This window comes from Paraburkholderia sp. J76 (assembly GCF_905220295.1).
GTDB lineage: Bacteria > Pseudomonadota > Gammaproteobacteria > Burkholderiales > Burkholderiaceae > Paraburkholderia.
The window spans coordinates 132,599-151,126 of sequence record NZ_CAJMZJ010000001.1 but is presented as its reverse complement, the minus strand read 5'-3'; the positions used below and the strand labels follow the sequence as shown (position 1 = coordinate 151,126).

Sequence of the window (18,528 nt, the reverse complement as noted above, 5' to 3'; positions counted from 1 at the left end):
AACCAGGGGGCGAAGATGAGTTCTGGCGACAGTGCGGCAAGCGTTGCAAGTGCAGGCGCAGTGCAATGGCACGCCATGCCCGCCGACGAGATCGAGCGCCAGTTGGGCGTGCACGCGTCGCAAGGGCTCGACGTGGCGGACGCGGCGCAGCGCCTCGGCACCTACGGGCCGAACGTCCTGCCTCAAGGCAAGAAAAGCGGCCCGTTCATGCGCCTGCTTGCCCAGTTCAACAATGTGCTCATCTACGTGCTGCTCGCGGCCGGCTTCATCAAGTTGATGCTGAGCTTGTGGCTCGACGCTTCCATCATCTTCGCAGTGGTCATCCTCAATTCGCTGCTGGGTTTCCTCCAGGAAGGCCGCGCCGAGAAAGCGCTCGACTCGATCCGCAACATGCTTTCCGCGGAAGCGCGCGTACTGCGCGCGGGCGAAGTGCGCCTGATTCCCGCCGACGAGGTCGTGCCCGGCGACATCGTGCTGCTGGAATCGGGCGACAAGATCCCCGCCGACATCCGCCTCGTCGAAGCGAGGAATCTGCGCACGGAGGAAGCGGCGCTCACGGGCGAGTCCGTGCCCGCGGAAAAGAACACCGGCGCGGTGCCCGCCCAGGCCACCGTGGGCGACCGCGAAAACATGGCGTTTTCCGGCACGATGGTTCTCTCGGGCCGCGCAACCGGCATCGTCGTCGCGACGGGCAGCCAGACGGAGCTTGGCCGCATCAACCAGATGCTCGCCGAGGTCAGCGCGCTGGAAACGCCGCTGCTACGCCAGATCAAGAAGTTTGGATACGTCATCACGATCGCCATCGGTATCCTCAGCGTGCTGCTCTTCGCGTGGGGCCACTGGCTCGGCCACATGACGTTCATCCAGTTGTTCCAGGCGGTGGTGGGCATTGCGGTGTCGGTGATTCCCGAAGGGCTGCCCGCGCTCATCACCATCACGCTCGCGATTGGCGTGCAGCGCATGGCGAAGCGCAATGCCATCATCCGCCGTCTGCCCGCCGTGGAAACGCTCGGCTCCGTCTCGCGCATCTGCTCGGATAAAACCGGCACGCTCACGCTCATGGAAATGATGGTGACTTCGGTCGTGACGGCGGACGCGCCCTACGAAGTCACCGGCGACGGCTACGCCCCCGAAGGCGAGGTCCGCGCGGGCGGCAAGGCGCTCGGCGCGGCGCCGCCGGAAGTGCTCACGCTCATGGGCCGCGTGTCCATTCTGTGCAACGACGCCGGGCTCTTCGAAGAAGACGGCAAATGGAAAGTGGAAGGCGACCCCACCGAGGGCGCGCTTTATCCGTTCGCGGGCAAGCTCGGCATGGACCGCAGCGCGGAAGCGGCGGCCGCGCCGCGCATCGACGGCATTCCATTCGAGTCCGAGCACAAGTTCATGGCCACGCTGAACCGCTCGGCGCAAGGCGAAATGCTGCTCGTGAAGGGCGCGCCGGAAGTGATCATCGAGAACTGCGACCGCCAGCAAACGGCAAGCGGCCCCGCACCGCTCGACCGCGAGCGCTTCGCACGCGAAGGCGAACGGCTCGCCTCGCAGGGCGAACGCGTTCTGGCGCTGGCGTGGCTGCCCGAGCCGGGTCTCGAAACGGGCAACCTCGGCCCGCAGGACCTGCCGAAGACGCTGGTGCTGCTCGGCCTCGTGGGCCTCATGGACCCGCCGCGCAAGGAGGCGATCGACGCCGTGCGCGAATGCCATGGCGGCGGCATCCGCGTGACGATGATCACGGGCGACCACAAGGTCACGGCGGCCGCGATTGCGGGCATGCTCGGCATCGGCGACGGCAGGACGGCCGTGGCCGGCACCGAAATCGAGGCGATGAACGACGCCGCGTTGCAGGAATGCGTGCGCGACGTGGACGTGTTCGCGCGCGCGAGCCCCGAACACAAACTGCGGCTCGTGAAGGCGATCCAGGCCAATCGCCAGGTGGTCGCCATGACGGGCGACGGCGTGAACGATGCGCCCGCGCTCAAGAAAGCCGACATTGGCGTGGCAATGGGCATCAAGGGCACGGAGGTCACGAAGGAAGCGGCGGGCATGATCCTCGCCGACGATAACTTCGCCTCGATCTCGGCGGCGGTCAAGGAAGGGCGCACGGTCTACAACAACATCGAAAAGGCCATGCTCTTCATGCTGCCCACGAATATCGCACAGGGTGCGGTGATCGCCATCGCGATCCTGTTCGGCTTCACACTGCCGATCACCGCGCCGCAGGTGCTGTGGGTGAACATGGTGACGTCCGTCGCGCTCGGCCTCGTCATCTCCTTCGAGCCGCACGAGAGCGACGTGATGCAACGCCCGCCGCGCTCGATCGACCGGCCTATCGTCACGCCGTTCGGCGTGTGGCGCATTCTCTTTGTCGGCGCGACGCTCGTGCTCTATACGCTCGCGGCGTTCTTCTGGATGAAGTCGCAAGGCGCGCCGGACCCGCTCGCGCGCACGGCCGCCGTCAACGCGATCACGATGGGTCAGGTCTTTTATCTGCTCAACAGCCGCTCGCTGATCAATTCGGCGCTATCGGCGCGCGCGCACCAGGGCAATCCGTATCTCTGGTATGGCATCGGCGCCGTCGTGGTGCTGCAGATTCTCTTCACCTACACGCTGCCGTTTCATGCCGTATTCGAAACCGCATCCCTGCCGCCCTCGGCGTGGCTTTGGCTCGCGGCGGGCGCGATCCTCTTCTTCCTCGTGGTGGAAGTCGAGAAGCTCGTCATTCGTTCGATACCGGCGCTCAAGCGGTCGGTGAGCCCGCAACAGCGCGGCGCGGCCACAAGGCAGTACCATGACGCGTAAATTCGTTTCGTCCCGACTCGAAAGCGAGGGCTCCTTACCATGCTGCCTGGTGCGCATCTGAACCTGGTTGAAGTGACCGGTTTGCTGGTTGGCGGCCTCGCCCTGTTCCTGTTCGGGCTGGACCTCATGACGGGGGCGCTTAAGACGATTGCCGGGGCGCGCCTGCAATCGCTGCTGGGTTCGCTCACGGCCAACCGCTTTCGCGGCGTGCTCGCGGGCGCGGGCATTACAGCGCTGCTCAATTCGTCGACCATCACCACCGTCCTGCTGGTGGGCTTCGTTTCCGCGCGGCTCATGACGCTGCGGCAGGCCATTCCGATGATCATGGGCGCCAACATCGGCTCGACGCTCACCGCGCAGATCATCGCGTTCAATATTTCCGCACTCGTGCCGTTCATGCTCGCGGGCGGCTTCCTGCTCTACGGTTTTGCGAAACGCGAAACGCTGCGCGAGCTGGGCGGCGCGCTGCTCGGCCTCGGCCTGCTATTTCTCGGCATCGAGATGATGGGCAACGCCACGCGGCCGCTGCGCGACTACCAGCCGTTCATCGACGCGATGCAGGACATGCGCAATCCGCTGATCGGCGTCGTGATCGGCGCGGTGTTCACCGCGATCGTGCAAAGCTCGGCGGCTACGCTCGCGATCGTGATCGCGCTGGGCAGCCAGGGGCTGATTCCGCTCGAATCGGGCATTGCGCTGATACTCGGCGCGAATGTGGGCACCTGCGGCACCGCGCTGCTCGCCTCGATTGGCAAGTCGGCGGAGGCGGCGCAGGTCGGTATTGTCCACCTGCTCTTCAATGTGCTGGGCGTGCTGTTTTTCGTCTTTGCGATTCCACAGTTCGCCGACTTCATACGCATGATCTCGCCTTCCGCGCCCGATCTCACCGGCACCGCGCGCCTCGCCGCGGAAACGCCGCGCCAGGCCGCCAACGCGCATACGGTGTTCAGCGTGTTCAGCACCGTCGTGCTGATCTGGTTCACCGGACCCATCGCGAAGCTCGCCGAACGCCTCGCCCCGGTGCGGCGCGAAGCTTGGCAGGACCCGGGCGTGCCGCGTTACCTCGACGAAACGCTGGTGGAAATGCCGGCGCTCGCCATCGCGCGCGTGCAGCTCGAACTGGCTTCGCTCGGCAAGCTCGTGCAGCTTCTGGTCGAGCATAGCGCGGCGCTGCTCGTGGAAAGCTCCACGCAGGCGCTTTCCACGGTGACGAACGAGGACAAGGCGGCGGACTCGCTCGCCACCGCTATTCTCACTTACATCGGCAAGCTCTCCGACGCGGTGCACAGCGACGACGAAGGCCGGCAACTGGTGGATCTCGCGCGCATCGCGACCTGCATCGACGCCATCCGCGACGTAGCCACCACAAGCATGCTCGCGCTGAGCCAGCGGCGCGCCGCCCAAAGCGCGGACGTGACCGTGCTGGCGAACAACCCCGAGCTTTTGCAATTCGCGAAATCCGTGATCGAGTATTTCACGCTCGCCGTGCAGACGATCGCGCATCCCGAGGCCGATGTCGTGACGCGCATCGTCAACGCCAAGCCCGAAATCGAAGCGCAGTCGGATTCGGCGCGGCAACACATCATGTCCGCGCTGCAGTTGCGCAACGAGGGCGCGGCATTCGTGTTCCGCTTCGCCAACGACGTAATCGAGCAGCTCAACGAGGTGGCGCGGCTCTCGCGCGCCATCGCGAAGGCCACACGGTGGCTGCACGACGTGAAAGTGCTGGAGCCTCAGGTTGCCGTGGCCGAGGCCGAGCCTGAGGCCGAAACCCAGGCGTGACGCCCGGGCGGCGCTACCCTGCGCGGCCAGTGCGGAACACCGAAACCGCCGCGTTCAGCCGATGCGCTTCGTTTTCGAGCGACGAAGCCGCGGCCGTTGCCTGTTCCACGAGCGCCGCGTTCTGCTGGGTCACGAGGTCCATCTGCCCAACGGCGACGTTGACCTGGTCGATGCCCGTGCTCTGTTCCGCAGCCGCCGATGCGATCTCGTTCATGATCGCGCTCACGCGCGCGATCGCTTCGACAATCTCGCTCATCGTCGAGCCCGAACGCTCGACGAGGTTCGCGCCCGTCTCCACGCGCGACGTCGACGATTCGATCAGTTCCTTGATCTCCTTGGCCGCCGCCGCGCTGCGCTGCGCGAGCGAGCGCACTTCGCTCGCCACCACCGCGAAGCCGCGCCCTTCCTCGCCCGCGCGCGCCGCTTCCACGGCCGCGTTGAGCGCGAGAATGTTGGTCTGGAACGCGATAGCCTCGATCACGCCCACGATCTCGCCCACGCGCCGCGAGTCGCCCACGATGTCCTGCATCGTGCCGACCACTTCGCGCGAGAGCGCGCCGCCCTGCGCGGCGAGACCCGACGCGCCCTCGGCGAGCGTGCTCGCCTGGCGTGCGTTTTCGGCGGTCTGCTTGACGGTGGAGGTCAGCTCTTCGATGCTCGCCGCCGTTTCCTCAAGCGAAGCCGCCTGCTCCTCGGTGCGCTGCGAAAGATCGGTGTTGCCCGCGGCGATTTCGCTCACGCCCTTGTCGATCGACAGCGCGCCTTCGCGCACGCTGCTCACCGTCTTGATGAGCGCATCCTGCATCTGCCGCAACGCGGCCTGCAGACGGCCCATTTCGTTGTTGCTCGTCGCCTGGACAGCGCCGCTCAGGTCGCCCGCGGCGATGCGCTGGAACTGCGCAATGGCCGCGTCGACGGGATGCACGATCGCGCGCATGAGCGCGGCGCGGCCAATCCATGCGAACAGCAGCGAAAGCACCATGCCCACGCCCACGGCGACGCTCACCGCATTGAAGCGGTCCTGCGCTTCCTGATAGCGCTGCGCACCGAGGTCGATCTGGCGTTTCTCCAGCACCAGCATCGCCTTTTCGTAGTTGCTGTAGAGCGTCGGCAGCTTGTGGCCCTGGAGTTCCTGGAACGCGGTCTTGTCGCCGGCCTTGAGCGCGGCCAGCGCCGGATCGACGCCGTCGTGCAGGAAGCTGTTGCGCTTGGCCTGCATGTCGGCGATGAGGTCCTGCGCTTCGCCTTCGCCGCTCGCAATCGACAGATAGTGGTCCAGACGCTCGTTCGAGTTCTTCAGGTACTGGTCGAAGCGTTTGAGGACCGCGTCCGCGGCGTCGTGATCGCCGAGTTCGGAAAGCGACGCGTTGGTGGCGAGCGCCAGGCGCAGACGCAGCAACTGCCCCGCGCTGCCTTCGAGGTCCGCGACGGCCGGCGTGTCGACGGTGTACATGGTGCGCAGCGACTCGTTGCCCGCCCGCATCGACAGGAGTCCTGTAGCAGCCCCGACGATCAGGACGATGCCGAAAAAGGCGATCATCAAGGTCAGGCTCGCGCGTATTGACAGCTTGTGAAGCATTCCTGGTCTCTCTTGCGTGGGCGCGCGGCTCTGGAGGCCACACGTGTCCCAGTCGTTTTTTCGTCGGATGTTCCGGCGCGCTTATCCAGTGCAGCCCGATCGTTCAGGCTGTTTAAGCGTCCAGTACATAACAACGGCAGAGAGGTTGCGAACTTTATGGTTCGCGGCAAAGAAGCACGACCGTTAGCTGTTCGAAGCGAGGGCGCGGGGTGGGGCGTGGGGCGCGCACGCACGGCGCGCCCCGGCCCCATCACGCTTCGAGGGCGAGCGTGGCGAAGGTGGCGAGCCAGTGCTCGCCCATGTAGTCGCCGGCGACGTGGTCGAGCGCGCTGGCCAGATGCACTTGCGCGGCGTCGTTGAGCACGGCCACGCGGGCGTCGTCAGCGGGCAAGACGCGTGCGAGCGAGCGCTGACACCATGCGCGGCTCAGGTTGAGCCCGTCGAGGTGGGCAATCTTGCCGTCGCTGCGGTCGGTCACGGTGGCCGGCGTAAAGAGCGTGGCGGGCTCTTGCACCGCGAGGTTGGGCAGGAAGCGTGTGAACCACGGCTCGAAATCGGGCGCGCTCAATACGCGGCTCATCAGCAGGGCCACGCTCAATGCGGGAGAGAGGAATTCGTCGCCGCCCGGCTCCCATGCCTGGCAGCCCGCGTCGTTCGCGTGCCAGCGCGTGGCGGTCTCTTCGATCAGCCTCGCCAGCGCCGGGCGCGAGGTGGCTTTCGCGAAATCGTGCGCGAGCGTGAGCGCGAACGCCGTGTTGAAGTGAGTGCCCACTCTCAGCGGATAGGTCGCCTTCGGCAGAAATTCCTCGAATCGCTCGGCGAACCAGTCGGTCAGCGGCGCCAGCGCCGCCTTCCAGCGCCCGGCCTGTGGCAGCGTCAGCGCATCGAGTTGCGCCGCGAGCGCGAGCAGCCACGCCCAGCCATAAGGCCGTTCGAAACCGCGGTTGTGCGCGAGCGTGAGGTAAGCCATCTCGCCAGCCATCTTTTCCGGGGTGAAGTGTTCGTCCACCACGGCGACGATTTGCTGCGCCTCGGGCAGATCGGGAAAACGCTCCAGCAGATGCAGCACGAGCCAGTAGCCGTGCACGCACGAATGCCAGTCGTAGCTGCCGTAAAAGACCGGATGTAGCGCACGCGGGCCCTGCACGTCCTGCGGGCCTTCGAGCGAGTGCGTCAGCTTGTTCGGGTACTCGCGCGTGAGGTGGGCCAGCGCGAGCGAGGCGAACTTCGAGGCGTGGGCGGCGGTGAGGTGTGGGGTCATCGTGAACTCGTCAGAACCGGAAAACGAAGGCGTACAACAGCAGCGTGTTGACGACGAGAAGCAGCACGGCCGTGGGCCATTGCGCCTTGATCACGCCGTTCTTGTCGCTCAGTTCGAGCAGCGCCGCCGGGACGATGTTGAAGTTCGCGGCCATCGGCGTCATGAGCGTGCCGCAAAAGCCCGAAAGCATGCCGATCGCGCCGAGAATGGCCGGATTGCCGTGGAACTGATGCACGATCAGCGGCAGGCCGATGCCGGCGGTCATGACCGGAAAGGCGGCGAAGGCGTTGCCCATGATCATCGTGAATACGGCCATGCCGAAAGTGTAGGCGGCCACAACCGCGAACGCCGAGTTTTGCGGAATCCAGTTCGTGACGAGTTCGGACACCACGTGGCCCACGCCCGCCGCCGCGAACAGCGCGCCGAGCGCCGCGAGCATCTGCGGCAGGATGGCGGCCCAGCCCACGGCGTCCATGGTGTGCCGCGCGCCCTTGAGCGCCTGCACGGGCGAATCGCGCAGCATGACGAGCGCCGCGCCGAACGCAACGAGCGTGGCGATCACGAGCGAGATGAGCGTGACGTTCTTCGCCTCGACGAAAGGCGCGTATTTGAGCGTGAGCGTGCCGACCAGCGTCACGACCGGAATGAGCAGCGCCGGAATGAAGAGCCGGTTGCCGAAGCGCCGCGCGCCCTCCTCGCGGCGCTCCACGGTCTTCGCCGTGTCGTTGCCCGCCGGGCTGCGGCCCAGCTTGCCTGAGCCCGCGATCAAGGCGAGCGCGATGGCGAGGCAGCCCATCACGAAATGCGGCAGCACGCCGCCGAACAGGAACGTCACGGCATAGACGCCCCAGAACACGAAGTTGACGACGCGGCGCGGGTTCGCGCGGTCGAGCAGGTTGAAGAGGGCGAACGACGCGAACATCAGGCCCGCGACGACATACAGCGATTCGAGCTTGATCACGATGCGGTTCCCTCGCGGTTTGCAGCGCCTGGCGTGTTGGCCGCGCCGCTCACGTTCAAGCGTCGCGAAAGGTTGTGATCGAGCAGTTTCAGGCGCACGCAATGGATGAGGAGCGCCGCGAACGCGGTGGGAATCGCCCACACGGAAACCTGCAGCGGCTGAACGATGATGCCGTTCTGCTCCAGGAAGCCCTTGATGAGCAGGATCGACTGGATCGCGATGAAGATGTCCTCGCCGAAGAACACGGCGATGTTGTCCACGGCCGAGGCGTTGGCGCGGATCTGCTGGCGCACGGCGTCGGGCACGTCGCCATAGCGCTTCGTGGCGGCGGCTTCGGCCATGGGCGCGATGAGCGGACGCACCATCTGCGCGTGGCCGCCCAGCGACGTGAGACCGAGCGCGGCCGTGATCTGGCGGATCACGAAGTAGAGCATCAGCACGCGGCCCGTGGTGGCTGCGTGCACGCGCGAAATGAGGTGTCTGGCCTGTTCGCGCAGGCCGTTGCGCTCCAGCAGCGCGATCACCGGCAGCGTGAGCCAGACGAGGCCCATGTAACGGTTGTCGGCGAACGCCTTGCCGAACGCGCTGACGATCTCGACCGTGTGCAGGCCGCCCGCCAGCCCCGTTGCGATGCCCGCCGCCGTCACGACGAGCAGCGCGTTCAGGCGCAACGCGAAGCCGATCACGACGATCGGCACCCCTATCAAAACCAGCATGTCTCCTCCGCCCTTTGTATTCCCGCCGGTCTCGTGGAGCCGGCCGCGTGGGCGCGCGCTTCCCCGTTGCGCCCAAATCAGCCAGGAATCTATCACGACAATTTATCGACAAATAGTCGATAAAGTCTTTTTAAGGGAAGTCCCTGGGCCGCGAGCGGCAGGTGGAGACAGTTTGTTGCCGCCGCAGCGCGGCGTTGGCTTGGGCGGCGCGGGCTAGACAGTTAGTTGCATCTATATGCAGGCGAGTTGATCGTGGGCCGCCTGGGGCGCGTCATGAAACACTAACTCCACGCCAATCCGCTCGCCGCTGCGCACCCGGCTGATCGCATGCCGGAGGTTGACGCGGTAATAACCGCTACTGCCCTTGAATGGCCGCTGAGCCGTGGCGATGATCGCCGCGTCGCCCAGGCCGAGCGGAACGACCGTCGGGCGCGATTGCATGCGCGGGCGCTGCTCCGTCAGCACCAGTTCGCCGCCCGTGAAGTCGTCCCCGGGCGCCGTGAGCAAGGCAACCACTTGTAGCGGAAATACGTGCTCGCCTTCGTTGCGTTGATGCAGCGCCAGATAGTCGCCGGCGCCCAGCCGGTTCATATGCGACTGCGGCTGCGTTTGCCGCGCTCGCCGGTTGCGCGCGAGAAATGCCTCCAGCGCCTCAGGGAATCGATCAGCAATGCCAAACATCTCGTTCCAGCGATTCGCGAGCGGCGCCAGGTGACGATAAAAGTCCGCACGCCAGTGCGCCCACGGCTGCGGCAACGCCGCGCCGAAATACAGCAGATCGCCGCGGCCGAGTTCGAGCGAATCGAGCGAGGCGCGGCGCAACGCATTTGACGTGCGGGCCTCATGCGCGAGCGCGCGGGCGCGGTCCGCGCCAAGAAGTCGGGGCAATGTCGCGTAGCCCTCGCTGTCCAGTTGCGTGGCGATTGCGCGCCAATCGAGCTTGTCGAATGTGTCGGCGGATGAAGTCATAGCCACGTCAAAAACCGGGAAGCGTTGCCGTCTGCGCGACGGCGCTCGGAGAGGGAATGGCCTTCTCGTGTTCGAGTAGCCAGCGCTTGCGATGCAAGCCCCACGCGTAGCCCTTCAGCTCGCCGTTGCTGGCAATCACGCGGTGGCACGGCACGACGATAGCGATGGGATTTGCGCCGTTCGCCGCGCCTATGTCGATAGCCGCGCGCGGATCTTCGAATCCCAGGGATTTGGCGAGCTTGCCGTAGCTCGTGGTCGTGCCGGCGGGAATGCGGCGCAACGCGGCCCAGACCTTTTCTTCGAGGTCCGAACCCGCCATGACGACCGGGAGAGCATCGAGCGCATTGAGTTCGCCGGAGAAATAGCGCGTCATGGCGTCGGCAATCGATGCGGGCGCGGCGGCGTCGATCAATTCGGCGCTACCGTGACGTTCTCGCAAGCCGCGATGCAGACGCACGCGGTGATCGGAGAATTCGAGCGCGTGCAGCCGATGCTGCGCATCGCTCACCAGCATGAGGCCGCCGAGCGGCGAGTCGATATGGCTGAGAAATAACGACATGATTTGCAGTCCTTTGCGTTTTGGCGCGCACTAGCGTGAATCGTGAAAAATCAGGCCGACGGTGTGACGCTTCCCGCTGCGCACCACGCTCACGCCGTGCCGCATGGCGACCTTGCGCGTGCCGCCGCGCCGGTTCGCCGCGGGCCGCTGATTGACGGTGAAAAGCACCGCGTCGCCCTGCTCCAGCGGAACCACTTCGGCACACTGGCCGTTCGATGCGGTCTGCGTCATCACGAATTCACCGCCCTCGAAGTCGAGGCCCGGTCGCGAGAGCAGCATCGCCACCTGCAGCGGAAACACATGCTCGCCGTAGAGATCCTGGTGCAGGCAGTTATAGTCGCCGGGGCCGTATTCGAGGATCAGGGGTGTCGGGCGCGTTTGCCCCGCGCGGTGACATTGGGCGAGAAACGCGTCGAGATCGTCGGGATATTGCGTGTCGATCCCCAGTTGCCCGTTCCATCGATTGGCGATAGGCGCGAGATATGGATAAAGCGCGTGCCGCAAGCGCTGAAGCAGCGACGGCAACGGATACGCGAAGTACTTGTATTCCCCGCGCCCGAAATTGTGACGCGCCATGACGATGCGCGAGCGAAAACCTTCGTCCTTCGCATAGAGCGCGGCGAGTTGCGCGCATTGCCCGGGCTTGAGCACGCGAGGCAGCACCGCGTAGCCGCGCGCATCGAGCGATCGCTCGATCTCGACCCAATCGTATTTTGCGGATTCCGGTTTCTCCGCCCTCATGGCCGAGGTTGTCATCGCGTCTGTTCCTCCTCTCGCCGACTCGCACAGACCCACGATACGCCAGCGCGCCGCCCATTCCGATCCGGATATTGCGCTCTAATTCGGTAGAAACATGTCGATGGAAAAGGCCCGCGACGCCAGCGCTCACACCCTGCGCAGGTGCTCCGTGTGCATGTCGCTCAAACGGCTCAGCAGAATGCCGTAGCCGGTCAAGTGCCCGAGATAGACGCTCGTGAACACGCCCGTTGCAGGCAGTGCCTCGACGAGCGCGTGCAGTTCCGCGCGAGTGAGCGGCTCCGCGAGAAGGCCCGGGCGTTCCACCCGAAGGTCGGCCTGTGAAGCCAGTTGCCGATGCACGTCGACGAGGCGCGCGAGGCCGCGCCGGTACGCGTCTTTCCATTGCGGCTCCAGCGCCTCGAATTGCGCATTGAACGTATCGAGCGTTTCGAGGAAGCCGACGATCGAGTCGAATAGCTCGTGGTAGCACGCGAACAGCGGCAGGCGATCGCGGTTGCGCTTCAAATGCGGCGACACCCACGATTGCTCCAGATCCGACTTGAGGAGATCGTGCGCCTGTTTCAGGTTGCTGCTCGACACCCGCAGCGCGGCCGCCGCCGATTTCAGTTTCGCGCGGTCCAGCGTTTTCGTCGCGACTTCGGTGAGCAACGTGTCGGCCTGTGCGTTGCCGTCGTTCACGAGCGTATTTGCCCAGAAGCCGTGATCGGGCGGAAACGCGATCTGCTGGATGATGAAACCCAGCAGCATGCCGAGCACCACGCCGATCAAACGTTGCTCCAGCAACGGTATGTGCTCGCCCGTGTAGAGCACGAGCGTCATCGGCACGGTGACACTCGTCATCTGGAACACCGAAGGCCTCAAGCGCACGATCGTAAAGATCACCAGCGGCAGCAGGATCACGCCCAGCCACAAATGCGGTGCGGTCAGCCAGATCAGCAGCGTGCCGATCGGCATCGCGACCAGGTTCGACATCACGCGTTTGTAGAAGTACCCGCGCGCCGCCGAAATGGAGCTGCCGAGCGCGAGCGTGAGCATGGCCGAGCCCGAAAGGGCAACCGCCGCTTCGGGATACCCGCATGCGTACGGCACGCCGAAGCCGATCCACATGCCGAGCGTGAGCTTCGTGTACTTCGCGAGTTCGGAAAGGGAAAAGCGGGCGAGCGCACGGCGAAACGGCGTGAGCGGTTTGTGGGCGTAGGAAATGGATGCCATGGATGCCGTCGGTCGTTTCAGGCGGAGCGTAAATGTTAACGCGATTGCCGCGACCGTTCCGGCACCCGGTTAATTCGCATGCATTCCCGATTATTTTTGCAGCGGGATTTTCTTTCCGATTCGTCGGATAAAAGCGCGGGGCGCAAGCGCTGTTCCCCGCAAATTATTTTCCATTTCTTTCGCGTTTTTTTCATTTACCGTCATGTTCACCGGATGAAGTTCGCATTACGAACCCGCCTTTTGCGAACGCCTGCGCCTACCTCCAGCACTGGGGTCTACCTATGACGACAACAACGAAGGTCTCCATTTGCCTGCCGACGTACAACCGGCCTGAACTGCTCGTTCGCTGCATCGAATCGTGCCTCATGCAAACGCACGCGAACATCGAGATCGTGATCGGCGACGATTCGAGCGACGATCGCACGGCGCAACTGGTCGCCTCGCGTTACGGCAGCGACCCGCGCATTGCTTACCGGCGCAACGTTCCGGCGCTCGGCCAGGCGCCCAACGTGGCGAGCCTTTTCGAGCGCGCGAGCGGAGACAAGATCCTCCTCATTCACGACGACGATTACCTGCTCGTGCACTGCATCGAGAAGCTGCTGGCGCAATGGGAGCGCTATCCGGATCTGGAAGTCGCGTTCGGCGATCAATACGAAACCGATCATGACGGGCGCATCATGCACGCCGCCAGTGAACGCATGAACATCGCCTATCACCGCACGGCCAGCGCGGCGGGCCTCCAGAATCCGCCGGGACGCGTGGGCATCGTGCAGATGTTCCCCAACAACGGCTGGCTCGCCAACGCGGCGCTCGTCAAGCGCATCGGCTACGACGACCGCCACGGCACCTGCTGCGACTACGTGTTCGGCACGCAGCTTTGTCTCGCGGCCAGACGTGTGTGCTACGTGAACGAATACGTCTCGTGCTACCGCATCACGGATGTTTCGGTATCCCAGGCAACGCGCACGGGCATCAATGCCTCGTCGATCTCCGCATGGCGCTTTCTGCGCAGCCTCGCGCTGCCGCCCGAACTCGAACCGGCCCGCAAGCTCGCCATGCGCCGGCTCGTGCCGATCGTGGTTTCGCTGCTCGCGCGCAATCGCGAGGCGCGCGCCGGGCTGCAACTCGCGCTCGGCAACCTCCATGCGTACCGGTTCGGTTTCAGCCCGCGCCTCTACTACCACCTGCTGATGATCTGGAAGGCCACGCGCCGGCCCGGCGCGGAGCCCGCCACGCTGCTGGGCATCCAGGACGAGCAAGCCGTGGACACTTCCCGGGCGCGCATGCCCTAGCCTTCAAAAACGGGGCCGATACAGCGTTTGTTACAATTTACGACACATCGCGACGGCGTGCGGGCTGGGCGCTACGCCCCTTTTTTATGAACGCCATGCCGCGTCGAAAGGGCCCGCCGGCCCTCCCCGTCAGGCTTGCCGAAAGGCCGGGGATACAACATACTTGACGATTCGACCGAATTCCTTCCGCACCCTCGTTCATCATGAGCACAATTCTTGAAAGCCTTCCCACCGGCCAAAAGGTCGGCATCGCCTTCTCCGGCGGCCTCGACACCAGCGCCGCGCTGCACTGGATGAAGCTCAAGGGCGCCGTGCCTTACGCCTACACGGCGAACCTGGGCCAGCCCGACGAAGACGACTACGATTCGATCCCGCGCCGCGCGACCGAATACGGCGCCGCCGGTGCGCGCCTGATCGACTGCCGCGCGCAGCTCGTGGCCGAAGGCATCGCCGCTCTGCAATGCGGCGCGTTCCACATCTCCACGGCCGGCGTCACGTACTTCAATACGACGCCGATCGGCCGCGCCGTGACGGGCACCATGCTCGTGGCCGCGATGAAGGAAGACGGCGTCAACATCTGGGGCGACGGTTCGACCTACAAGGGCAACGACATCGAGCGTTTCTACCGCTACGGCCTGCTCGTCAATCCGGACCTGAAGATCTACAAGCCGTGGCTCGACCAGCAGTTCATCGACGAACTGGGCGGCCGCTCGGAAATGTCGGAGTTCATGCGCCAGTCGGGCTTCGCGTACAAGATGTCGGCCGAAAAGGCCTACTCGACCGACTCGAACCTGCTCGGCGCCACGCACGAAGCGAAGGATCTCGAAAGCCTGGAAAGCGGCATCAAGATCGTGAACCCGATCATGGGCGTGGCGTTCTGGCGCGACGACGTCAAGATCGACCGCGAAGAAGTGACGATCCGCTTCGAGGAAGGCCAGCCGGTCGCGCTGAACGGCCAGACTTTCCCGAACGCCGTGGAACTGCTGCTCGAAGCGAACCGCATCGGCGGCCGTCACGGTCTGGGCATGAGCGACCAGATCGAAAACCGCATCATCGAGGCGAAGAGCCGCGGCATCTACGAAGCCCCTGGCCTCGCGCTGCTCTACATCGCCTATGAGCGCCTCGTCACGGGCATCCACAACGAAGACACCATCGAGCAGTACCGCGAGAACGGCCGGCGTCTCGGCCGCCTGCTGTACCAGGGCCGCTGGTTCGACCCGCAAGCCATCATGCTGCGCGAAACGGCCCAGCACTGGGTGGCGCGCGCCATCACCGGCGAAGTGAAGATCGAACTGCGCCGCGGCAACGACTACTCGATCCTCAGCACGAAGTCGGACAACCTCACGTATCAGCCGGAGCGTCTGTCGATGGAGAAGGTCGCCTCGACGTTCTCGCCGCGCGACCGTATCGGCCAATTGACGATGCGCAACCTCGATATCACCGATACGCGCGAGAAGCTGCGCGTGTACTCGCAGGTCGGCCTGCTCTCGCCGGGCGCTGCTTACACGCTCCCGCAACTGAACGACGAGAAGAAGTAAGGCGTCGTCCGGTTGGCAAGAAAGAGGGAAGGCTTCGGCCTTCCTTTTTTTTATCGCTTCGCGAGCCATTCGATTTCGTGTTCCAGAATCGCGCGCGATACGCCTGTGCGTGCCTGTGCGGCGGTCTTGTTGAGCGCCCGCACGATGGCGCGGATTTCGTCTTTCGGCTTAATGCGCACGCTGGCCATAATGGCGCGAGTCGTCGCACTTACGAAAAGCCCTGACATGGTTTGCGAGCGGTGTGTGACGCAAAGCGCATAACCGGCGCGCCGATCGATCGCTCGCAAGCTTCTCCTGGTCGAGCGGGCCGAATCCAGCAACGGAGCGGACGCGATGACTGTTCAGTGTTACCTGACCCAACCGGCAAGTCGCCCCACAAAGAAGCGCCGGATATTCCCCAGCGAATAAGCGCGCGAAGACCTGATTAACTACATCACGGTCATGGGTGCCGAAGCCTACGCCGCCGCCGAAACGATCCAGCGGTTACGGGAACGCATGATGCCGACGTGTGCCGCGACCGTGTGCCGGTTCACGCCGCACCATTCCGCGAGGCTTACCGCCGTTTCCTTTGTGCGCGTCAATGCGTTCGCATGATCGCGCTATGCAGTGCTTCGTTCGCTGCGTGTCCTGCGAGTAGCGGTGCAACGTGTGCGAGTAACACGCGCATGGCGTCGGCCCATTCGGGATTCGGATAGCTGCCCGCGCAGCAGCGCGCACCGCAACTGCATTTCAGCGTCCGCGGCGCGTAGGCGATAACGAGCAGCGCGCGCGATAGGTGCGGGCCGTTCGAGCTGGCGACGGATGCGGCGGACGGCACGCCCTGATGCAGGACACCGAGCGAAGACATACCGCCACGCTCGACGGCGTGGCGTAGCGCATCGCGCAGCGTCGCCGCATGACTCGAACAGGTCTCGCATGAGTGAGCCTTTACGGGGGATTTGTACAGCGCAGAAACACGAAAGCCCGCATTGCGCGGGCTCTTTCACTTAATCGAGTCGGATTTCGACCATCCGAATAATTCGCGATATTAGACACGTTTTGTCGAATGTCAAGTCAAGAGCGCGGCCCGATGCGCTGTGAATTGTTCGCACCCTGAATCAGAACAGTCCGATATCCCCTCCGCGAAAGCGGCGTCAGCATCGCCTATACGAGCGAAGGTTCACCCGCTGCGTCGCCGGTCGCAGTTCGGGGCCGGTCGTTTTTCTACTTCATGGAGGTATGGAAATGTCGGAACAGGAGCGTAAGGGAACGCATTACCGCTTCGCAACGATTGCCGCACTCACTGAGCGCGGAGGCCGGATTAGCACTGCATCGAAAATGAAGTTGTGCGGTCTGGGTATTGCCCGCGTTGGCGACGTTGTGACATACCCCGGTGGAAGCCAGGCGGTCATTGTGGACGGAGCGGGTTACGCGGCAACCATTGACAACCGCGCCGCTGCGCTTGTCGGTTCACACCTGAGCAACGGCGATCGAATCATCGAAACGCCATGGGGGCACCTCGCAAAGGGGCTGTTTATTGAAGACGGAACAGAGGTTCCGGGCCTGTTCGATGCAAGCTGGACACCCCCGCAGCGTGAACCGCTCGCGCGCTTCGCCGTGTTCGGTGCGACCACCGCACGCGGCGGCATGGTCCGCGAAGTATCGAGCGATTGGGAAGTCGATGATACATACCGCAAGGCCGCGAGCATTGGCGATTTTGTCGAGTACGAGGATGGAACCCGCGCACGCATCATTACGGGAGTCGGTATGGTGGGCAATGAACGTTGCCGCTATGCGGTCATCGGCAGTCTGCTGGATAACGGCGACATGATTACGGACAGCCCGCACCGCGAGCCGCGCACGTCCACTGTTTTTGTGCCCATTGATGAACACGGCGTCGCGCTGACGCGCCAGTAGTCCAGGCCGCACGACGCGGCATCAAACAAACGGCGTGCAACCTGCCGCCGTTTATCCTGGACACAAGGAGGCGCAAATGGCTGGTGTTTACTATGCGGCAGTGGACGGCGATCCACTCACAAGCGGCGAAGGAAGCCGTGTTTACGCCACGAAAAACGTTGGAACCATTGAGGACGAATCTGGGCGCCCGCGCCGTATGGTGTTCATTAGAGATGATGCCTGGTGTACGAAGTGCAATAGCACCGGCTCTATCACATACGGCGTGAACATACGCAAGGGCGGGCGCATGCTCGATCTTGTCAACGGCGGGCGGGATCAAGCTGTCGGCGGCGATATTGTTCTATGCAAATGCGCCGACCATCCCAGAATCGTCGCGGCATACGGGCGCAAATGGATGATTCTCGACCAGGGCCAGGATAAGGTCGCGTCGGCTGCGAGAGCGCCGGCGCAAATCTTCGCATACGACCAACAATTCACGCTGTCCGACGCGGCTGGTAAATCGCTTGTGAATACCTGGTACACCGTGCGTATGCCGTCCGGCGAATTACTCCACGGCATTACCGATTCGGCGGGCAAGACTGCGCGATATCGGACGGACGGCGTGCAACGCCTTGCGCTCTATCTCGGACACAGGGAGGCGTAATTGACGATCTACTATGCAATTGTTGAAGGGGATCCACTCGATAACGGCGGGAACAGTCGCGTTATCGGCGGCGCGGATCATTCGACCATCGAAGGCCCGGACGGGCGCGAGAGAAAACAGGCGCACCTGGGACAAGAGGCCTGGTGTTCTGTTTGCCAGGCATTCGGCCCGATTCTGTCCGGGGCTGGCATTCGCGAAAGCCTGAGAGGATGGGACGAACGCTTGCAAGCGTTTGAAGCGGTGAGCGGCGATATCGTGCTTTGCAAATGCCCGCAGCATCCACGCGTCGTTGCGCGTTACGCGCGTAGTTGTGAGTACATCGACAATGGCGACGCTTCCTTTAGCACGTCATGGACGTCCTACGCTACAGCAGGCAGGGCAAGACATGACGAGCAATTTACGCTCACGGACGTAAGGGGTAACGCGCTCGCGGACACGTATTACACAGTACGCATGCCGGACGGTGTGCTCATTCACTGCACTACGGACAGTACAGGCCGCACCGCGAGGCACGTAACGGAGGGCGCGCAAAAAATCGCAATCTATCTCGGGCACAGGGAGTAAG

16 protein-coding genes are annotated in these 18,528 nt (G+C 64.0%); 7 read left to right on the top strand and 9 right to left on the bottom strand.

Annotated elements, in window-relative coordinates:
* Positions 1 to 15 precede the first annotated feature (15 nt).
* Together U5768_RS00730 and U5768_RS00725 are read left to right on the top strand one after the other, a co-directional pair.
* On the top strand, positions 16 to 2,796 hold the full coding sequence (locus tag U5768_RS00730; protein ID WP_322028465.1) for an HAD-IC family P-type ATPase: 2,781 nt from the start codon (positions 16 to 18) through the stop codon (positions 2,794 to 2,796).
* A 39-nt stretch (positions 2,797 to 2,835) separates the two neighbouring features.
* Entirely contained in the window at positions 2,836 to 4,578 is a 1,743-nt protein-coding gene (locus tag U5768_RS00725; protein ID WP_322028464.1) for a Na/Pi cotransporter family protein, read from the top strand.
* 13 nt (positions 4,579 to 4,591) lie between these two features.
* On the opposite strand, the gene U5768_RS00720 is transcribed toward U5768_RS00725, so the two are convergent.
* The 8 genes from U5768_RS00720 to U5768_RS00685 form a co-directional block, all read right to left on the bottom strand.
* Complete coding sequence (locus U5768_RS00720) at positions 4,592 to 6,157, bottom strand: methyl-accepting chemotaxis protein (RefSeq protein ID WP_322028463.1); 1,566 nt, start codon at positions 6,155 to 6,157, stop codon at positions 4,592 to 4,594.
* 250 nt (positions 6,158 to 6,407) lie between these two features.
* Positions 6,408 to 7,418: a DUF2891 domain-containing protein gene (locus U5768_RS00715; protein ID WP_322028462.1), complete on the bottom strand. Its 1,011-nt coding sequence runs from the start codon at positions 7,416 to 7,418 to the stop codon at positions 6,408 to 6,410.
* A gap of 10 nt (positions 7,419 to 7,428) precedes the next feature.
* Positions 7,429 to 8,379 carry a DUF979 domain-containing protein gene (locus U5768_RS00710; RefSeq protein ID WP_322028461.1) on the bottom strand — a complete coding sequence of 317 codons (951 nt, stop codon included), beginning with the start codon at positions 8,377 to 8,379 and terminating at the stop codon, positions 7,429 to 7,431.
* The gene (locus U5768_RS00705; protein WP_322028460.1) at positions 8,376 to 9,095 is read right to left on the bottom strand and encodes a DUF969 domain-containing protein; all 720 of its coding nucleotides are present in this window, start codon (positions 9,093 to 9,095) and stop codon (positions 8,376 to 8,378) included. Before U5768_RS00705 ends, U5768_RS00710 begins: the two co-directional genes overlap by 4 nt.
* Positions 9,096 to 9,326: 231 nt before the next feature.
* Positions 9,327 to 10,064, bottom strand: a complete 738-nt coding sequence (locus tag U5768_RS00700) for a 2OG-Fe(II) oxygenase (RefSeq protein ID WP_322028459.1) — start codon at positions 10,062 to 10,064, stop codon at positions 9,327 to 9,329.
* A 7-nt stretch (positions 10,065 to 10,071) separates the two neighbouring features.
* Complete coding sequence (locus U5768_RS00695) at positions 10,072 to 10,623, bottom strand: methylated-DNA--[protein]-cysteine S-methyltransferase (protein WP_322028458.1); 552 nt, start codon at positions 10,621 to 10,623, stop codon at positions 10,072 to 10,074.
* A gap of 30 nt (positions 10,624 to 10,653) precedes the next feature.
* Positions 10,654 to 11,379: a 2OG-Fe(II) oxygenase gene (locus U5768_RS00690; RefSeq protein ID WP_415913824.1), complete on the bottom strand. Its 726-nt coding sequence runs from the start codon at positions 11,377 to 11,379 to the stop codon at positions 10,654 to 10,656.
* A 129-nt stretch (positions 11,380 to 11,508) separates the two neighbouring features.
* Complete coding sequence (locus U5768_RS00685) at positions 11,509 to 12,594, bottom strand: FUSC family protein (RefSeq protein WP_322028457.1); 1,086 nt, start codon at positions 12,592 to 12,594, stop codon at positions 11,509 to 11,511.
* A 281-nt stretch (positions 12,595 to 12,875) separates the two neighbouring features.
* Between U5768_RS00685 and U5768_RS00680 the strand changes: the two genes are divergently transcribed.
* Positions 12,876 to 13,886 carry a glycosyltransferase family 2 protein gene (locus U5768_RS00680; protein WP_322028456.1) on the top strand — a complete coding sequence of 337 codons (1,011 nt, stop codon included), beginning with the start codon at positions 12,876 to 12,878 and terminating at the stop codon, positions 13,884 to 13,886.
* Between the two features lie 203 nt (positions 13,887 to 14,089).
* Positions 14,090 to 15,424 (top strand): argininosuccinate synthase, encoded by a 1,335-nt coding sequence (gene argG / locus U5768_RS00675; protein ID WP_322028455.1) that lies wholly within the window; start codon positions 14,090 to 14,092, stop codon positions 15,422 to 15,424.
* Positions 15,425 to 15,474: 50 nt separating this feature from the next.
* Here the strand turns inward: argG and U5768_RS00670 are convergent, their stop codons facing one another.
* A complete protein-coding gene (locus tag U5768_RS00670) occupies positions 15,475 to 15,744 on the bottom strand; it encodes a hypothetical protein (protein WP_322028454.1) in 270 nt (89 codons plus the stop codon).
* Positions 15,745 to 16,648: 904 nt separating this feature from the next.
* On the opposite strand from U5768_RS00670, the gene U5768_RS00665 reads away from it, so the two are divergent.
* From U5768_RS00665 to U5768_RS00655, 3 genes are all read left to right on the top strand, one after another.
* The gene (locus U5768_RS00665) at positions 16,649 to 17,320 is read left to right on the top strand and encodes a PAAR domain-containing protein (protein WP_322028453.1); all 672 of its coding nucleotides are present in this window, start codon (positions 16,649 to 16,651) and stop codon (positions 17,318 to 17,320) included.
* A gap of 76 nt (positions 17,321 to 17,396) precedes the next feature.
* The gene (locus U5768_RS00660; RefSeq protein WP_322028452.1) at positions 17,397 to 17,963 is read left to right on the top strand and encodes a hypothetical protein; all 567 of its coding nucleotides are present in this window, start codon (positions 17,397 to 17,399) and stop codon (positions 17,961 to 17,963) included.
* The gene (locus tag U5768_RS00655) at positions 17,964 to 18,527 is read left to right on the top strand and encodes a PAAR domain-containing protein (RefSeq protein ID WP_322028451.1); all 564 of its coding nucleotides are present in this window, start codon (positions 17,964 to 17,966) and stop codon (positions 18,525 to 18,527) included.
* The last annotated feature ends 1 nt before the right edge of the window (position 18,528 follow it).

Coding starts and splice junctions, on each gene's coding strand:
- U5768_RS00665 (WP_322028453.1), top strand. CDS start 16,649: ATGTCGGAACAGGAGCGTAAGGGAACGCATTACCGCTTCGCAACGATT.
- U5768_RS00690 (WP_415913824.1), bottom strand. CDS start 11,379: ATGACAACCTCGGCCATGAGGGCGGAGAAACCGGAATCCGCAAAATAC.
- U5768_RS00685 (WP_322028457.1), bottom strand. CDS start 12,594: ATGGCATCCATTTCCTACGCCCACAAACCGCTCACGCCGTTTCGCCGT.
- U5768_RS00695 (WP_322028458.1), bottom strand. CDS start 10,623: ATGTCGTTATTTCTCAGCCATATCGACTCGCCGCTCGGCGGCCTCATG.
- U5768_RS00705 (WP_322028460.1), bottom strand. CDS start 9,095: ATGCTGGTTTTGATAGGGGTGCCGATCGTCGTGATCGGCTTCGCGTTG.
- U5768_RS00720 (WP_322028463.1), bottom strand. CDS start 6,157: ATGCTTCACAAGCTGTCAATACGCGCGAGCCTGACCTTGATGATCGCC.
- U5768_RS00660 (WP_322028452.1), top strand. CDS start 17,397: ATGGCTGGTGTTTACTATGCGGCAGTGGACGGCGATCCACTCACAAGC.
- U5768_RS00700 (WP_322028459.1), bottom strand. CDS start 10,064: ATGACTTCATCCGCCGACACATTCGACAAGCTCGATTGGCGCGCAATC.
- U5768_RS00715 (WP_322028462.1), bottom strand. CDS start 7,418: ATGACCCCACACCTCACCGCCGCCCACGCCTCGAAGTTCGCCTCGCTC.
- argG (WP_322028455.1), top strand. CDS start 14,090: ATGAGCACAATTCTTGAAAGCCTTCCCACCGGCCAAAAGGTCGGCATC.
- U5768_RS00730 (WP_322028465.1), top strand. CDS start 16: ATGAGTTCTGGCGACAGTGCGGCAAGCGTTGCAAGTGCAGGCGCAGTG.
- U5768_RS00680 (WP_322028456.1), top strand. CDS start 12,876: ATGACGACAACAACGAAGGTCTCCATTTGCCTGCCGACGTACAACCGG.
- U5768_RS00725 (WP_322028464.1), top strand. CDS start 2,836: ATGCTGCCTGGTGCGCATCTGAACCTGGTTGAAGTGACCGGTTTGCTG.